This is a genomic window from Ruegeria sp. YTSB088 (genome assembly GCF_059609825.1).
In genome coordinates this window covers 412,679-427,679 of sequence record NZ_JBXWMM010000001.1, presented here as the reverse complement: position 1 = coordinate 427,679, position 15,001 = coordinate 412,679, and the positions used below count along the sequence as shown (strand labels likewise).

12 protein-coding genes are annotated in these 15,001 nt (G+C 57.0%); 5 read left to right on the top strand and 7 right to left on the bottom strand.

Annotation, left to right across the window (positions count from 1 at the left end; all coding sequences use genetic code 11):
* Positions 1-6 precede the first annotated feature (6 nt).
* From argC to AC2FFA_RS02090, 4 genes are all read right to left on the bottom strand, one after another.
* Positions 7-1,035 (bottom strand): N-acetyl-gamma-glutamyl-phosphate reductase, encoded by a 1,029-nt coding sequence (gene argC / locus AC2FFA_RS02105; RefSeq protein ID WP_299896830.1) that lies wholly within the window; start codon positions 1,033-1,035, stop codon positions 7-9.
* 94 nt (positions 1,036-1,129) lie between these two features.
* Positions 1,130-1,939, bottom strand: a complete 810-nt coding sequence (locus AC2FFA_RS02100; RefSeq protein ID WP_496849657.1) for a glutamate racemase — start codon at positions 1,937-1,939, stop codon at positions 1,130-1,132.
* 8 nt (positions 1,940-1,947) lie between these two features.
* The gene (locus tag AC2FFA_RS02095; RefSeq protein ID WP_496849655.1) at positions 1,948-2,826 is read right to left on the bottom strand and encodes a lysophospholipid acyltransferase family protein; all 879 of its coding nucleotides are present in this window, start codon (positions 2,824-2,826) and stop codon (positions 1,948-1,950) included.
* Positions 2,827-2,904: 78 nt separating this feature from the next.
* Positions 2,905-6,324: an indolepyruvate ferredoxin oxidoreductase family protein gene (locus AC2FFA_RS02090; protein ID WP_496849653.1), complete on the bottom strand. Its 3,420-nt coding sequence runs from the start codon at positions 6,322-6,324 to the stop codon at positions 2,905-2,907.
* A gap of 169 nt (positions 6,325-6,493) precedes the next feature.
* Between AC2FFA_RS02090 and AC2FFA_RS02085 the strand changes: the two genes are divergently transcribed.
* The 5 genes from AC2FFA_RS02085 (at position 6,494) to grxD (ending at position 13,246) form a co-directional block, all read left to right on the top strand.
* Positions 6,494-7,402: a LysR family transcriptional regulator gene (locus AC2FFA_RS02085; protein WP_117869056.1), complete on the top strand. Its 909-nt coding sequence runs from the start codon at positions 6,494-6,496 to the stop codon at positions 7,400-7,402.
* Between the two features lie 270 nt (positions 7,403-7,672).
* A complete protein-coding gene (locus AC2FFA_RS02080) occupies positions 7,673-9,919 on the top strand; it encodes a mechanosensitive ion channel family protein (RefSeq protein WP_117872767.1) in 2,247 nt (748 codons plus the stop codon).
* Between the two features lie 180 nt (positions 9,920-10,099).
* Positions 10,100-12,259, top strand: a complete 2,160-nt coding sequence (gene purL, locus AC2FFA_RS02075) for a phosphoribosylformylglycinamidine synthase subunit PurL (RefSeq protein WP_117869057.1) — start codon at positions 10,100-10,102, stop codon at positions 12,257-12,259.
* A 135-nt stretch (positions 12,260-12,394) separates the two neighbouring features.
* On the top strand, positions 12,395-12,631 hold the full coding sequence (locus AC2FFA_RS02070; RefSeq protein WP_117869058.1) for a BolA/IbaG family iron-sulfur metabolism protein: 237 nt from the start codon (positions 12,395-12,397) through the stop codon (positions 12,629-12,631).
* A gap of 252 nt (positions 12,632-12,883) precedes the next feature.
* The gene (gene grxD / locus AC2FFA_RS02065) at positions 12,884-13,246 is read left to right on the top strand and encodes a Grx4 family monothiol glutaredoxin (protein WP_117869060.1); all 363 of its coding nucleotides are present in this window, start codon (positions 12,884-12,886) and stop codon (positions 13,244-13,246) included.
* 6 nt (positions 13,247-13,252) lie between these two features.
* Here the strand turns inward: grxD and AC2FFA_RS02060 are convergent, their stop codons facing one another.
* From AC2FFA_RS02060 to AC2FFA_RS02050, 3 genes are read right to left on the bottom strand one after another with little or no spacing between them, the layout of a single operon-like run.
* Entirely contained in the window at positions 13,253-13,600 is a 348-nt protein-coding gene (locus tag AC2FFA_RS02060; protein ID WP_496849650.1) for an MliC family protein, read from the bottom strand.
* Positions 13,597-13,992, bottom strand: a complete 396-nt coding sequence (locus AC2FFA_RS02055) for a cell division protein ZapA (protein WP_117869062.1) — start codon at positions 13,990-13,992, stop codon at positions 13,597-13,599. The genes AC2FFA_RS02060 and AC2FFA_RS02055 overlap by 4 nt, the downstream gene beginning before the upstream one ends.
* A complete protein-coding gene (locus AC2FFA_RS02050) occupies positions 13,992-14,846 on the bottom strand; it encodes a hypothetical protein (protein ID WP_496849648.1) in 855 nt (284 codons plus the stop codon). The genes AC2FFA_RS02055 and AC2FFA_RS02050 overlap by 1 nt, the downstream gene beginning before the upstream one ends.
* Positions 14,847-15,001 lie beyond the last annotated feature (155 nt).

Genomic DNA, 15,001 nt, shown 5'->3' with positions numbered 1-15,001 from the left:
CCATCCTCACGGGAATAACGGAGCCATCATCAGGCCTTGGGTTTCAATCTCACCTAACATCAGGTTGGCGTTCTGCAAGGCTTGGCCGCTGCTACCTTTTGTCAGGTTATCCAGCGCCGCGATCACGATCGCGCGCCGTTCGATCCGATCTGCCACAACACCGACATGACAGAAGTTGGACCCGCGCACATGGTGGGTCGACGGTGTCTCGCCCATTGGCAGCATCTGAATGAAAGGCTCGTCCGCGTACGCCTTTGCAAGCGTTTCATAGATGCTCAGCGGGTCGCCTTTTACGTATGTCGTGGCCAGAATGCCCCGGTTTGCAGGGATAAGGTGCGGTGTGAACTGCACATGAACCGTACGCCCGGCCAGTTTGGAAAACTCCTGATCGAATTCGCCCAGATGCCTGTGGGTCCCGCCGACGGCATAGGCATTGGCGCCCTCGCTCAGTTCGGCGTGTAGCAGGTTTTCTTTCAGCGACCGCCCTGCCCCGGAAACAGCGCATTTCAGATCCAGCACGATATCGTCCAGATCAATCACTCCGGCAGAAATCAGCGGCCGAAGAACGTATTGCCCGGTTGCCGCATTGCACCCCGTGCCCGCCACCAGTCGCGCGTCCCGGATTTCGTCGCGATAGAACTCGGTCAGGCCATAAACGGCCTCTTCCTGCTGCTCGAGCGCGGTATGCGGGTTTCCGTACCACTTTTCATATTCGTCCGGGTCAGTCAGCCGGAAGTCAGCAGACAGGTCAATGATTTTCAGATCCTTGGGCAGCGCACTGATCACTTCCTGACTGGTCTTGTGCGGAAGGGCACAAAAACACAGATCGATCCGGGAAAAATCGATCTCGGAAATCTTGCACAGATCCGGCAGGTCCATGTGGCGCAGATGGGGGAAAACCTGCGCCATTGTCATTCCCGCCTTCCGTTCAGCGGCCAGCGCAACGATATCCATGTTCGGGTGTTCGGCGATCAGCCGCACCAGTTCCGCGCCGGTATAGCCCGAGGCGCCTAGAATTGCGATTTTATGGGTCATGTCAGACCTCTTCTCAACGTGTGTCACATGTTACGACCGCCGATGCGACGGCCTTGAAATAAAGAAAGCAGAACGGCCGCGTCCTTGACCTAAGTCAGGCGGCCTCGAATGTGATTTGTCGTCGGAGGAACTGGGTTGCCCGATCGCTCACCACATTGGGTTTCCCCGTTGTCAGGAATCCTCCCGGGCCGTTACCCAACATGTTGGGGTGGCGATGCAAGTAATCCGAAAGGCTTTCAGCAACCAGCGCTCCCTGGCTGTAGACCTGTACGTCAGGTCCCAATGCCGCCTGAAATGCTTCGGCCATCAGCGGGTAATGCGTACAGCCCAGAATGGCTGCCTGCGGTTCGGGCATCTTGCGTTTGAGAGCATCCACATGGCTGCGCACCAGCGCCTCGGCCAGGATCATGTCAGCGTCTTCAATGGCATCCACAACGCCACCACATGCCTGCGCCTCGACATCCACGCCAATTGCCCGGAACGCCAGCTCGCGCTGAAAGGCCCGGCTGGATACAGTCGCGGGCGTGGCGAACAAGGCGACATGCTTGACCGCCACTTCGCGTGGTGGGGAATTGTCGCCCCATTGCCGTTCGGTCAGGGCTTCGATCAATGGAACAAAGACACCGAGAACCCTTTTGCCGTCGGGCACGCCTTCTTCCTGCATCCGACGCAGCGCCGCCGCACTGGCGGTGTTGCAAGCCAGAATCACCAGATTGCAGCCGCGATCCCAAAGGTCCTGCACGGCCTTTCGGGTCAGCTGATAGATGTCCTCGGCATCGCGCACACCGTACGGGGCATGCGCGCTGTCCGCGTAATACAGGAAATCAACGTCAGGCAGACGTGTCTGCGCGGCGCTCAGGACGGTAAGACCGCCCAATCCGGAATCAAAGATACCTACTGCCATTAGCCCCTTCAGGCGCGATGCCGTTCCTCAAACTCGTAGCCATAGTCATACGACTTCAGCGGTGTCGGAGACAGCTCATACGTCGCTTTGCGCAGGAAATCCATCATCTTGCGCGTATCCTTGCCCAGCGGGTCCAGAATGTCGCGTCCGATCGGCGCGCCAATCACCACATTGACCGGGGTATCGACACGTTTTTTGAATTCCTTGATCAGCAGTCCCATGCGCAGTGTGTTATGCATATGGCTTGCGATCTGAAACAGACGTGAGGTGTGCCCGTCGAAGAAAACCGGAACTACAGTGGCATTGGATTTGGCTACCATACGGGCCGTAAAACCGCGCCAACCCGGATCCATGGGATACGCGAACGGATTAACGCCAGTGCTGACCGTACCACCAGGGAAAATCCCGATCGCGCCACCATCCCCAAGGTAGTTAAACGCGGTTTTTCGCGTATCTAGGTTCAGCTTCAACGCTTCTTTTGTATCATCAAACGAAACTGGCAAAACGATACGGTTCAGGTCTTCGGCCTTGCGGAAAACGCGATTTGCAAGAATTCGGAAATCACCACGGGTCTGAGATAAAATGTGACCCATCATCAGGCCATCCAGAATTCCATACGGATGGTTTGCAATCAGGATAAGGGGACCCTCTTTGGGGATATTCGCCAGTGCGCCACCAACGACATCCAAGGTCAATCCATAGCGATCGACCATAACCGACCAGAAATCGCGACCCTTTGCGACCTCTTTCTCGTACCCGTCCGCCCGTTTTATCAGACGCAACCGGCCCGTGGTGTTTTCCATCATCCTAATAACCAACCGCCCCCCTCTGGTTTCGGCGGAATGGGCATACGAGATGTCACGAACGACATGACGGCGAGAAGACATGTAGGGCTCCGTTTTGCTGCGCGCAAAATAAATGCAAGCAGCAGTTTTGACCAGCTATCGTGACACCCGAGTGACGATTTACTCCGCTGCGGCCTGTAATTCAGGCCCACCGCTGCGGATCGATGCCAGCAGGTCCTCTCTCCGCTTGGCAGCTTTGGCCTGATTTTCCCGCAGTACCGGCCCAAATCCGCGGATATCCAGCGGTAAGCGGGCCAAAGCGGAAATCGCATCACGCGTCTCCTGCGACACCAGGGGCAAAACTTCGCGCATGTCCTTTTCATACTGGCGGATCAGGGCGCGTTCCATCTTGCGTTCGGATGAATACCCGAAAATGTCCAGAGGCGTCCCGCGCAACGCTTTCAGTTTGGTCAACAGTTTCAACGCAGTCATGATGGATTCGCTGAACGCACGCTTTTTTGGCCTGCCGTTGCCGCCCGATCCTCCGAATATCGGCGGGGCCAGATGGAAGGTCATCTTGAAGTCACCATCAAACTCTGCCGCCGCCTTTTCCCGGCTGGTCAGCAGAAGGCGCGCAACTTCGTACTCGTCCTTGTACGACAACAGCTTGTGATAGCCTTTTGCCACCGCTTCGCGTACATCCGCGTCCTCTACACTGTCCACCAGCTTGCGGTACCGCTTGGCCAGCCGTGCACCTTGATAGTCCGTCAGGTGCTGGGCACGGAACGCAATGATCTGGTCCAGTGACTTGGGCATTTCAGCCAGGGTTGGGGAAAGGATGGATTGTACTTCTTCTGGATGCAGAACCGCCCAACGGCCGACATCAAACGCGCGCTTGTTGCGTTCGACTGCTGCGCCGTTCAACTCAATGGCCTCAAATATCGCCTGATGGCTGACCGGCAACAGTCCGCGCTGCCAGGTCGCGCCGAAGATCATCATGTTGGAATATATTGAATCCCCCATCACTGCGCGCGCCAGTTCGGTCGCATCAAACAGCGAGACATCTTCTTTCAACCGCGCTTGCAGGGCCAGTTCCAGCTGATCCGTCGGAATGCTGAACTCGGTATCACGCGTGAAGTCGCCAGTCACCGTTTCATGGCTGTTCACGACGGCACCCGTACGTCCGGTACGCGTCAGGCCCAACGTTTTTGCGCCGGCCGAGACCACCAGATCACCGCCAATCAGCGCATGGGCTTCGCCAGTGGCGACACGTATCGCGCTGATGTCCTGGGGGCGGTTGGCCAATCTGCAGTGGATGTGAACTGCGCCGCCTTTCTGAGCCAGGCCCGCCATTTCCATCATGCCCGCGCCTTTTCCGTCAATCTGCGCCGCCTGCGCCAGGATGGCGCCAATGGTTACGACACCCGTACCGCCAACACCGGTAATCACGACGTTGTGCGTGCCGGTGATCTTCGGCAGATCCGGTTTTGGCAGATCCGGCAGATCAATTTCGGTCGTCGCCTCCTTGCGAATTTTCGCGCCCTCAAGCGTCACAAAAGACGGGCAGAAACCGTTCAAGCATGAAAAATCCTTGTTGCAGCTTGATTGATCAATGGCGCGCTTGCGACCCAGTTCAGTTTGCTGCGGAACGATCGAAACGCAGTTTGACTGTACGCCGCAATCACCACAGCCTTCGCATACATCGGTGTTGATGAACACCCGCTTGTCGGGGTCGGGGAATGTACCGCGCTTGCGGCGGCGGCGCTTTTCGGCGGCGCAGGTTTGAACATAAACGATGACCGAAACACCCTCGATCTCGCGAAACTTCTCCTGCACCTGCATGAGGTCGGCTCGCTCGAATGTCTGAACGCTGGCGGGCAAAGCCTTGAAGTTGACGTCTTCCTTTTCGTCATAAACCAGAGCCACCTCTCGGACACCCATTGCCTTGACCTCGGCAACAATCCGTTCGGCAGTCAGGTCACCTTCATTGTCCTGCCCGCCGGTCATGGCGACCGCGTCGTTGAACAGGATCTTGAAGGTGATGTTGGTACCTGCGGACAACGCCGCCCGGATCGCCTGAACGCCCGAATGGTTGTACGTGCCATCGCCAAGGTTCTGGAACACATGCTTGGTTGTCGAAAACGGTGCCTCGCCGATCCAGTTCGCGCCTTCCCCGCCCATTTGCGTGAATCCGGTCGTCTCGCGATCCATCCATTGTACCATGTAGTGACAGCCGATGCCGGCATAGGCGCGGCTGCCATCAGGCACCTTGGTCGAACTGTTGTGTGGACAGCCGGAACAGAAATACGGAAGCCGTGTCGCAATTTCCTGCGCGTTGTCAGCCCGGCGCGCTTCTGACAAAGACGCCAGCCCGGCCCGGATACCATCAGTCTCTCGCCCCTCTTCAATCAGGATTTCGCCCAGCTTTTCAGCGATCATGATCGGGTCAAGCGCACCCCGCGTCGGGAACAGTTCTTCCCGGTGTAACGTCCCGGCACCGCCTTTGTACCAGCCATAGACCCGGCGTCCGCGCCGGTCGTCAAAGATGGCCTCCTTGACCTGAACCTCGATCAGCTTGCGCTTTTCTTCGACGATCACGATCAGGTCCAGCCCCTCGGCCCAGTCGTGGAAACCGGCCATATCCAGCGGGAAAGTCTGCCCCACCTTGTAGGTGGTAATGCCCAGACGCTCGGCCTCGGCTTCGTCAATATTCAGAAGCGAAAGTGCATGTGTCAGGTCCAGCCAGTTCTTGCCTGCCGCGACAAAGCCTATCTTGGCGCCGGGTTTACCCCACATCCGCCTGTCCAGCTTGTTGGCGTGTGAAAACGTCTCGGCCGCGAACCTCTTGTAGTCGATAACGCGCGTTTCCTGCAGATGCGGCGTGTCCCCCAATCGAATGTTCAATCCGCCATCCGGCATATCGAATTCAGGGATGACCACCTGCATTCGGTCCGGACTGCCATCCACGACCGAGGTGACTTCGATCGTGTCCTTCATCGTCTTCAGGCCGACCCAGACACCCGCGAAACGGCTGAGTGCAAATCCATAAATTCCATAGTCGAGGATTTCCTGAACGCCAGCAGGGCTGACGATAGGCATATACATGTCGACCAGCGACCATTCGGACTGATGCAGCACCGTCGAGCTTTCGCCGGTATGGTCATCACCCATCGCCATGAGCACACCGCCATGTTTGGCGGTACCCGCCATGTTTGCGTGGCGCATGACGTCACCGGATCGGTCAACGCCCGGACCCTTGCCATACCAAAGCCCAAATACCCCATCGAACTTGCTGTCGCCGCGCAGACCCGCCTGCTGGCTGCCCCAAAGTGCGGTGGCTGCCAGATCTTCGTTCAAACCGAACTGAAACGTGACATCGCTTTCGGCCAACGGCTTCTGGGCTCGCATCATTTGCTGATCTACGGCCCCCAAAGGAGACCCGCGGTATCCAGTGACCAATCCCGCGGTGTTAAGACCCGCTTGCCGGTCTCTGGCCTTTTGCATCAGCATCAAGCGCACAAGCGCCTGTGTTCCGTTCAGAAGAACGGGGTTTTTCTCAAGATCGAACCGGTCGTTCAGCGTTATCTGTGGCTGGCTCATCAGACGTCTCCCCTCGTCAGATCAGTGTGCTTTACTTAGGTTCATTTTAGGTCATAATTTCTGACCTGTATAGAATTTATCCACTGATATGTAACGATTTCGTCCTTTGAATGTAGAACTTGTTACCTATTTCATATAGGGCTTCTGAAAGATAACGAAAGTTGCGGCGATGGATTGGGACAAGCTTAGAATATTTCACGCGGTGGCCGACGCCGGCAGCCTCACGCACGCCGGAGACAAGCTTAATCTGTCTCAATCCGCCGTAAGCCGACAGATCCGTGCACTGGAAGAGTCGCTGGATGCCACTCTTTTCCACCGTCATGCCCGGGGGCTGATTCTTACTGAACAGGGTGAATTGCTGTTCGACGCCACATCCGCCATGTCCAAACGGCTTGATGCCGCTGCTGCGCGTATTCGGGACAGCGAAGAAGAGGTCTTTGGTGTCTTGCGGGTCACGACGACTTTCGGGTTCGGAACACTCTGGTTAGCCCCGCGCCTGCCCAAGCTGTACGAGCAATACCCTGATCTGAACATCGACCTGATGCTTGAAGAACGCGTTCTTGACCTGCCAATGCGCGAGGCCGACGTCGCCATCCGTATGAAAGAGCCAAGCCAGGCTGATCTGGTGCGCAAACGTCTGATGACAGTTCAGATGATGTTGTATGCGACCCAGGACTATATCGAGACCCATGGCGGCATGCTGCAATCACTGGACGAGATCAAGGACCACCGTCTGATCTGCCAGACCCCTGCGGCACCGCAGGTTGGAGCCAGTGCATCCATGGTGCGCCACCTGATGACCTATAATCCCGGCTCCTTGCTGACGGTGAACAACTATTTTGGCGTGCTTCAGGGCGTTTTGCACAATCTGGGTATCGGTGTCCTGCCCGATTATGTCACGCAGGATTTTCCGCACCTTGTGCCCATCCTGTCAGACATCGAAACCGCAGATGTCCCGGTTTACTTGGCCTACCCGGAAGAATTACGGCACTCAAAACGCGTTGGCGCGTTCCGAGATTTTGTGCAGGACGAAATCATCGCGCAGCGCAAACAGCTGAAACAGATGGGAAAACTGTAGCTATGCGCATGCAGCATATCGGACATGAAGAGATCACAGGGTTAATTATCTTGAACGTTCACAAACTGACCCCTAAATGAGCACTCGAAGGCGGTGATGCTGAAACGCTCATCATCTTCATACCTCCCTGTTGGACTACGGCCGAGCTTATAGCTCGGCCTTTTTTTTGCCCAGGGCATTACATTAAACCAGCGAAAGCTCTGGGAAAAAAACACGCATAGGCATATGATCCCAAAAAAACGATACAATTTCGTGTTTGAGGGAAAATACATGTTCCACCTACCCCGCCTCGTTTTGGCGATCATCTCCGCATTATTCTTGGCGGTGCCGCTATACGCACAAGACACCGGTTCAACTTCTACCGTGACCATTCCGGAAGACCTGACACCCGAACAGGTCGACGATCTGGTCGCGCGTATGTCCGATGACCAGGTTCGCGCCATCCTATTGGAACGCCTTGATGCCGTGGCGGAAAAACAAGCCGCCGAGAAGGCGAACGTAGAAGACCCGTTGACGGAAATAAGCGATATCTGGGCAGAGATGGTCACGTCTTGGACTCATGTTCTGACCACCGTTCCCAACATTGTCACGGCACAGATAACCGCGTTCAGCAATTTTAGTGACACGTTCGGAACGACTGGTGTCTTTACTCTGTTCGGGCTTGTCCTCTCAGTGCTTGTTGTCGGGTTTATTGCTGAAAAGCTGTTTATTTTCCTGACCCGCCGCTGGCATGAGGCAACCGAAGCGGCGGACGAGGCCGACCTTTGGGGCGCCGTCAGCTACCTGTTTCGTCGGTTCTGCCGGGAAATCGCCGGGCTGATCGTATTCTATGTCGTGATACGCGCGGTCGGCCGCGGCCTTCTGACAACGGAACAGATCACCTATGCCGCTCCGTTTGTATTTTATCTTATCTGGGTGCCGCGTTTGGGTGCAGCGGCGTCACGCTTTGTTCTGGCACCGGAGAAACCTCAATTCCGGTTGGTCAACATAGACGACCACTGGGCAAAGTACCTGCATCGCAACCTGATCGGATTGTTGATCCTGATCGGGTTCACGCTGTTCGTCGTTCGGTTCAACGCGCTTAATGGCATCACGGGTGACGATACCCGCATTGGCTTCTGGCTGAACGCCGCAATTCACATCTATATCGCCGTAATCGCCTGGACTGCTCGCGAAGGGCTTTCGCAAATGATGCTGGGGACGGACCCGGACCATACGAAGTTCGATGAAGAAGTCGCGCATTATTACCCCTATTTTGCCATCGGCGTTTCGGTGGCGATCTGGCTGCTGGTTGAGTTTCTGGTCGCACAGCGCGACCCATCGACATTGAGGTTGCTGACCAACGGTGCACATTTCACAACCTTGTTCTGGTTGCTGATCGTCCCCGCGCTTGACACGCTGATCCGTGGTTTGGTGCGGCATTTGCAACCCCCCATGTCGGGCGAAGGCCCTCTTGCCGAACGCGCCTACCGTTCTGCGAAACGCAGCTATATCCGGATTGGTCGCGTTATCGCGGGCCTGGTCGTGGTTTTCATGATCGCACGCGCGTGGCACCTTGACCTGCGCAATGTCGCCTCAGCCGGTGTTGGTGCCGAAGTCGGCGGTGCTGTGATTGAGTTCCTGCTGATCATCGCCGTTGGCTATATCCTGAACGAGGTCGTCTCGTTGTGGATCAACCGTCGATTGGCAAGGGAACAAACTGCGGCCGAGGAGCTAGACGAAGAAGCAGGCGGTGAAGGCGGCGGTGCCGGTGGATCTCGTCTGGCGACCGTTTTGCCCCTGATGCGGATAACGGCCCAGATCACAATTGCCGTGATTTTTGGCCTGCTGGCACTGGGTGCATTAGGCATCAACATCACGCCGCTGCTGGCCGGTGCCGGTGTTCTGGGCCTGGCTATCGGCTTTGGCGCGCAGAAGCTGGTCGCTGATATCGTGGGCGGGGTATTCTTCCTGATCGACGATGCCTTCCGCGTAGGAGAATATGTCGACGTCGGCGGCACGATGGGAACGGTCGAGAAGATCTCGGTTCGCTCAATGCAGCTGCGTCACCATCGAGGTGCCGTGCATACGATCCCGTATGGTGAGATTCAGAAGCTGACAAACTTCAGCCGTGACTGGGTTATCATGAAGCTGAAATTCACCGTGCCGTTTGATACCGACCCCAACAAGGTCAAGAAGATCTTCAAGAAGATCGGTGCCGAGATGATGGCCGACGAGACCCACAAGGATGGCTTCCTGCAACCCTTCAAATCGCAGGGCGTGTTCGACTTTGACGATGTCGGCATGATCATCCGCGGCAAGTTCATGGCCAAGCCCGGAAAACAATTCACACTGCGCAAGGAAATCTTCAACCGGGTCAAGGCAGCCTTCAAGGAAAACGGCATCGACTTTGCCCGCCGTGAGGTGCGTGTTGCGATGCCGGGGCAGGAAGAAGCCGAAAACCTGACCCCGGAACAGAAGGCCGCTGTAGGTGCCGCAGCCGCAGCTCAACTCAACAAAGACCAGGGGTCAGCGTAACCTTCGCGGTTTACGCCTTCGATTTGCGCCAGTACTGCGGTGCATTTCTTCGGAACCGGCAGTGATGCCGGTTCCGTTTTTCTTTGAAAGAAGCAACCTGCGCCGTCTTGACCCTTTCCACACGCGCGCGCTTGCCCTACAAGGCGCGCAATCTCGGCCCACTTGGACACAGGACAGAAGATGCAAGAGCCCGCCATCACACCCGATCTGATTGCTGCACATGGGCTCAAGCCCGAGGAATACGACATGATCCTCGAGATCATCGGGCGTGAACCTACTTTCACCGAGCTTGGCATTTTCTCGGCCATGTGGAACGAACACTGTTCCTACAAGTCTTCGAAGAAATGGTTGCGCACCCTGCCCACCTCTGGGCCTCAGGTGATTTGCGGCCCGGGTGAGAACGCAGGTGTGGTCGATATCGGCGACGGTCAGGCTGTGGTCTTCAAGATGGAAAGCCACAATCACCCGTCTTACATCGAACCTTATCAGGGTGCTGCGACCGGCGTGGGGGGCATCCTGCGCGACGTCTTCACGATGGGCGCACGCCCCATCGCGTCCATGAACGCTTTGTCCTTTGGCGAACCCGGCCATCACAAGACCCGCCAACTGGTCAATGGTGTGGTCGAAGGGATTGGCGGCTACGGAAACTGCTTTGGCGTGCCTTGCGTCGGTGGCGAAGTCCGCTTCCACCCTGCCTACAACGGTAACTGCCTGGTGAACGCATTTGCAGCCGGTCTGGCCGACAGTGACAAGATCTTCTACTCGGCTGCCTCGGGCGTAGGTATGCCCGTCGTCTACCTAGGTGCAAAAACCGGTCGCGACGGCGTGGGCGGCGCAACCATGGCATCCGCCGAGTTCGACGACACCATCGAAGAAAAGCGCCCCACCGTGCAGGTCGGCGACCCCTTCACCGAAAAACGCCTGATGGAGGCGACGCTGGAACTGATGCGGACCGGTGCGGTGATCTCGATCCAGGATATGGGCGCGGCGGGCCTGACCTGTTCCGCCGTTGAAATGGGCGACAAGGGCGGCCTTGGCGTGCGTCTTGATCTGGAAAATGTCCCCCAGCGCGAAGAAAACATGACAGCCTATGAGATGATGCTGTCCGAGTCCCAGGAGCGTATGCTGATGGTCCTCAAGCCCGAGCTTGAGGCCGAGGCCCGCGCCGTCTTCGAAAAATGGGATCTTGATTTCGCAATCGTTGGCGAAACGATTGCCGAAGACCGCTTCCTGATCATGCATAACGGCGAAGTCAAAGCCGATCTGGTTCTGTCCAAACTGTCTTCTACCGCGCCGGAATACGACCGCCCATGGGAGCCTACGCCAGAGGCAGAGGAACTGGCCGAAGTGCCTCAGATCGACCCGATTGACGGGCTGCGCGCTCTGCTCGCTTCGCCCAACTACGCAGGCAAGCAGTGGGTCTATGAACAGTACGACACCATGGTGATGGCGGATTCCGTCCGTACGCCGGGTCTGGGTGCGGGCATGGTTCGCGTCCACGGTACCGACAAGGTGCTTGCCTTCACATCCGACGTGACCCCGCGCTATGTGCGCGCAAACCCTTTTGAGGGCGGCAAACAAGCCGTGGCCGAAGCCTATCGCAACCTGACCGCCGTTGGCGCAAAGCCGCTGGCCACCACGGACAACCTGAACTTCGGCAACCCCGAAAAGCCCGAGATCATGGGCCAGTTTGTCGGTGCCATTCAGGGCATCGGCGCCGCCGTTGACGCGTTGGATATGCCGATCGTGTCGGGCAACGTGTCTCTATACAATGAGACCGACGGGCAGGCCATTCTACCAACCCCCACCATTGGTGCAGTCGGCCTGTTGCAGCACTCGGACGAGGTCATCGGCAACGAGGTGCGCGAAGGTCATGTCGCGCTGGTGATAGGTGAAACCAAGGGGCATCTGGGTCAGTCCGCCCTGTTGGCAGAGGTCTTCAACCGCGAAGACGGCGATGCACCTCATGTCGATCTGGATGCCGAAAAGCGCAACGGTGATTTCATCCGCGCCAACCGCGAAATGATCAAGGCCTGCACCGACCTCAGCGATGGCGGTATCGCTCAGGCTGCCTTCGAACTGGCGGAAGCCGCAGGCGTTGGCGTGTGTCTGGACGATGCGCCGACTGAGTTCCTGTTCGGTGAAGATCAGGCCCGCTATCTTGTTGCGTGCAATTTCGATCAGGCCGAGGCATTGATGATTGCTGCCGGTCAGACCGGCGTTCCGCTGAATGCGGTTGGTCGTTTCACCGGCGAGACGGTCAAGATCGGCAGCTCGGAAGCCTCGCTTGATGAACTTGCCGCAGTTTACCGCAACAGCTTTGCCGAGGCCGTAGCCTGACAACGCCACACGAAAACCAATGGAAACCCGCGCTGTTATCCCGTGGGGGTTTCGTTGTTATTGCATGAGCCAGCGCCCTTGCACGGCCGGTTCATGCGCTCTACATCTTGGGAAAGACCTTCTGGAGTTACCTACATGCCGATGAGCGCCCACGAAATCGAACACCTGCTACGCGAAGCCTTTCCTGATGCCGAGATTCAGGTCGGTGGCCAGGACGGTGTTCATATGTCTGCCATGGTGGTGGACGAAAGCTTTCGCGGAAAGAACCGGGTACAACAGCAGCGTGCCGTTTATGCCGCGCTGAAAGGCAAGATGGATGGCCCGGATGGTGAGTTGCACGCGCTGGCGCTGACCACCAAAGTGCCGGAGTAAAATGGAACATGCGATTGTAATCTCAATTGCGGTCACTGTCTTTGTCGTGCTTGTCGCGCTATTGGCTTGGAGCCGATCCAAAAACGAACCGCAACCAAAGCGCGGATCGCTTCCTGGGATAGGTTATCGCACAATCCACGCAAACTATGATTCAGGCGGGTCTGGCGGAGGGCATTCCACGCAATATCGTGTCCCCAAAGACCCTCAAGACTACGCCAAAGCTATGATGCCGAAGAGCAAAGGAAACGCAAAATGACCGATGTAAAAACCCAGATCGACGAAACCGTCAAAGCCAATGACGTGGTGCTGTACATGAAAGGCACCAAGGAAATGCCTCAATGTGGCTTCTCGTCTCGTGTTGCCGGCGTTCTGAACTACATGGGTGTTGAATACACCGACGTGAACGTACTGGCCGACGAAGACGTGCGTCAGGGCATCAAGGATTATTCCGACTGGCCGACCGTGCCGCAGCTGTATGTCAAAGGCGAATTCGTAGGCGGTTGCGATATCATCACCGAAATGACCCTGTCCGGCGAACTGGACACGTTGTTTGAAGAAAACGGTGTCGGTTACAACAAGGAAGCAGCCGATAAAATCCGCGAAGCAAACGCGTAATCCGACCTACCGGCTGGAACAGTCCTGATAAATCACCTGCTCATTGGCGGCGCCTGCCGCCAAATAGCTGATTGCCGCGTTCCAGCCTTTTGACCGCAGGATATAGGTTCCTTGATCTCCAACGGATTCGTAGCGGATGCCCGACCCGCTTTCGACCTGGCGCATCGCAACCAGAGTGTTGTCCACCATCGTCGCCGCCGCGCCTGATCCGTCAAGCGCGTTGAAATAGGTCACCGGCAACGGAACTCCGTTCTCACAGGTAAATGTAACGGACAGAATGTCGATTTCGGCGAGTGCAGCTGTTGCCGGGAAAACAAGCAGAGCACCGAAAAAGAGATTGCGCAGGTACGTCATTGTGCCGTTTTCTCCTCAACCACCGAAGCCAGCGCTTCTGCACGTGCCGCCAGCTCTGCCAGCGTATCCGTGACGGAAGGCGGGACGACCGCGACTTCAATGCGCTCGGGTTCCGGCGCAGGCGCATTTCGCAGCGATTGAAGCTCGGCCTCGGCCTCGGCCAGCTTGGCCTCTAACGCCTTTACTTTGTCTTCCGTTGCCGCCGTCTTGTCAGCCAGCAGCAGACCGGCCATCAGCAACATGCGGGCTTCCGGCATCCGCCCGATCTGATCGGACAAAACCTGCGCTTCGTCATCCAGCATTTTCGCGGCAGCGTGCAGAAAGGGCTCTTCCCCGTCCCGGCAGGACACATCAAAACCGCGCCCGCCGATATGAATGGTTACCTCGGGCATTACTCTACCTCACCTTCAACAAGTTTCGCCTGCGACAACAGAGGTTCCAAACGTGCCAGCACGGCCTGTGCTTCGGCGGCGTCCGAAGCCTGCGCGGCACGTGTCGCCTCCAACTCGGCGACGGTGGCGCGGTTCAGCAATTCAGCATCCGTCAGCCCTTCTGCCGCCGCAGAGCGCAATTCTTCGACCGAATTCCGCAACTGCTCGTTCGCCTTGCGCATACGTTGCAGATCGTCATCAAGGCGGGACATTGCAGCACCATGGCTGGCCCTCTCGGCCCGCAGCATCTCAAGCTCTGCGCTCAGTTCATTGACCCGCTCGGTATCTTCAAGCTCTGCCTTGAGGCGGCTGTTTTCCGCTTCAACTTCTTTTGCCTGAGCAAGCAATTCACGCATTTGCTCAAGCTCGGCCTTCAACGCGGAAGGATCTCCGATTCCGTCAAGCTCTGCGCGCATCCTTTCGTTCTCGGACTTCAACGCTTCCAGTTCGGCACTGTTGTCCAACGCAGCCTTGGCCTCGGCCAGCTCGGCACGGGCCGCTTCAACAGACGTGATTTTTGCCCTGGCTTCTTCCAGCTCAGCGCGCAACGCATCCGTTTCGTCAGAGTCTGCTGGGGCTGTCCTCAACTCCTCCAGATCGGCACGCAGCTCGTCCACTTGCTGTTCGTGCTGCTCTTTCAGGGTCTTCAGGCGCTCCTGAAGCTGTGCATTGGCGACTCTTTCGTCTTCAAGTTCGGCCTGAAGCCTCTCATCCGCCCCGGTATTCCGGGACGCACCGCCCATTGCTTCGACCCCCGCACTGATACGGTCCATCGCAGCTACAATGCGGTGTTGTAATTCCTCTATCTGGCTCATGCCCCTGTCACCTCTTTATCAAGGTTCATTCTGTCGCGAAGTGATCCGAATCAAAACCGAATCCCGCTTGTTGACAGTCTAACGGAATGCGACAGAAAATACCCACTGTTTGGTTTCAACTACTTGGACCGCACTCTTCACCCGCCCAGTGCGAT

Bases quoted from the DNA above. Each gene is read 5' to 3' on its own strand.
- argC (WP_299896830.1), bottom strand. From the start codon at position 1,035: ATGACCCATAAAATCGCAATTCTAGGCGCCTCGGGCTATACCGGCGCG.
- AC2FFA_RS02100 (WP_496849657.1), bottom strand. From the start codon at position 1,939: ATGGCAGTAGGTATCTTTGATTCCGGATTGGGCGGTCTTACCGTCCTG.
- AC2FFA_RS02095 (WP_496849655.1), bottom strand. From the start codon at position 2,826: ATGTCTTCTCGCCGTCATGTCGTTCGTGACATCTCGTATGCCCATTCC.
- AC2FFA_RS02090 (WP_496849653.1), bottom strand. From the start codon at position 6,324: ATGAGCCAGCCACAGATAACGCTGAACGACCGGTTCGATCTTGAGAAA.
- AC2FFA_RS02085 (WP_117869056.1), top strand. From the start codon at position 6,494: ATGGATTGGGACAAGCTTAGAATATTTCACGCGGTGGCCGACGCCGGC.
- AC2FFA_RS02080 (WP_117872767.1), top strand. From the start codon at position 7,673: ATGTTCCACCTACCCCGCCTCGTTTTGGCGATCATCTCCGCATTATTC.
- purL (WP_117869057.1), top strand. From the start codon at position 10,100: ATGCAAGAGCCCGCCATCACACCCGATCTGATTGCTGCACATGGGCTC.
- AC2FFA_RS02070 (WP_117869058.1), top strand. From the start codon at position 12,395: ATGCCGATGAGCGCCCACGAAATCGAACACCTGCTACGCGAAGCCTTT.
- grxD (WP_117869060.1), top strand. From the start codon at position 12,884: ATGACCGATGTAAAAACCCAGATCGACGAAACCGTCAAAGCCAATGAC.
- AC2FFA_RS02060 (WP_496849650.1), bottom strand. From the start codon at position 13,600: ATGACGTACCTGCGCAATCTCTTTTTCGGTGCTCTGCTTGTTTTCCCG.
- AC2FFA_RS02055 (WP_117869062.1), bottom strand. From the start codon at position 13,992: ATGCCCGAGGTAACCATTCATATCGGCGGGCGCGGTTTTGATGTGTCC.
- AC2FFA_RS02050 (WP_496849648.1), bottom strand. From the start codon at position 14,846: ATGAGCCAGATAGAGGAATTACAACACCGCATTGTAGCTGCGATGGAC.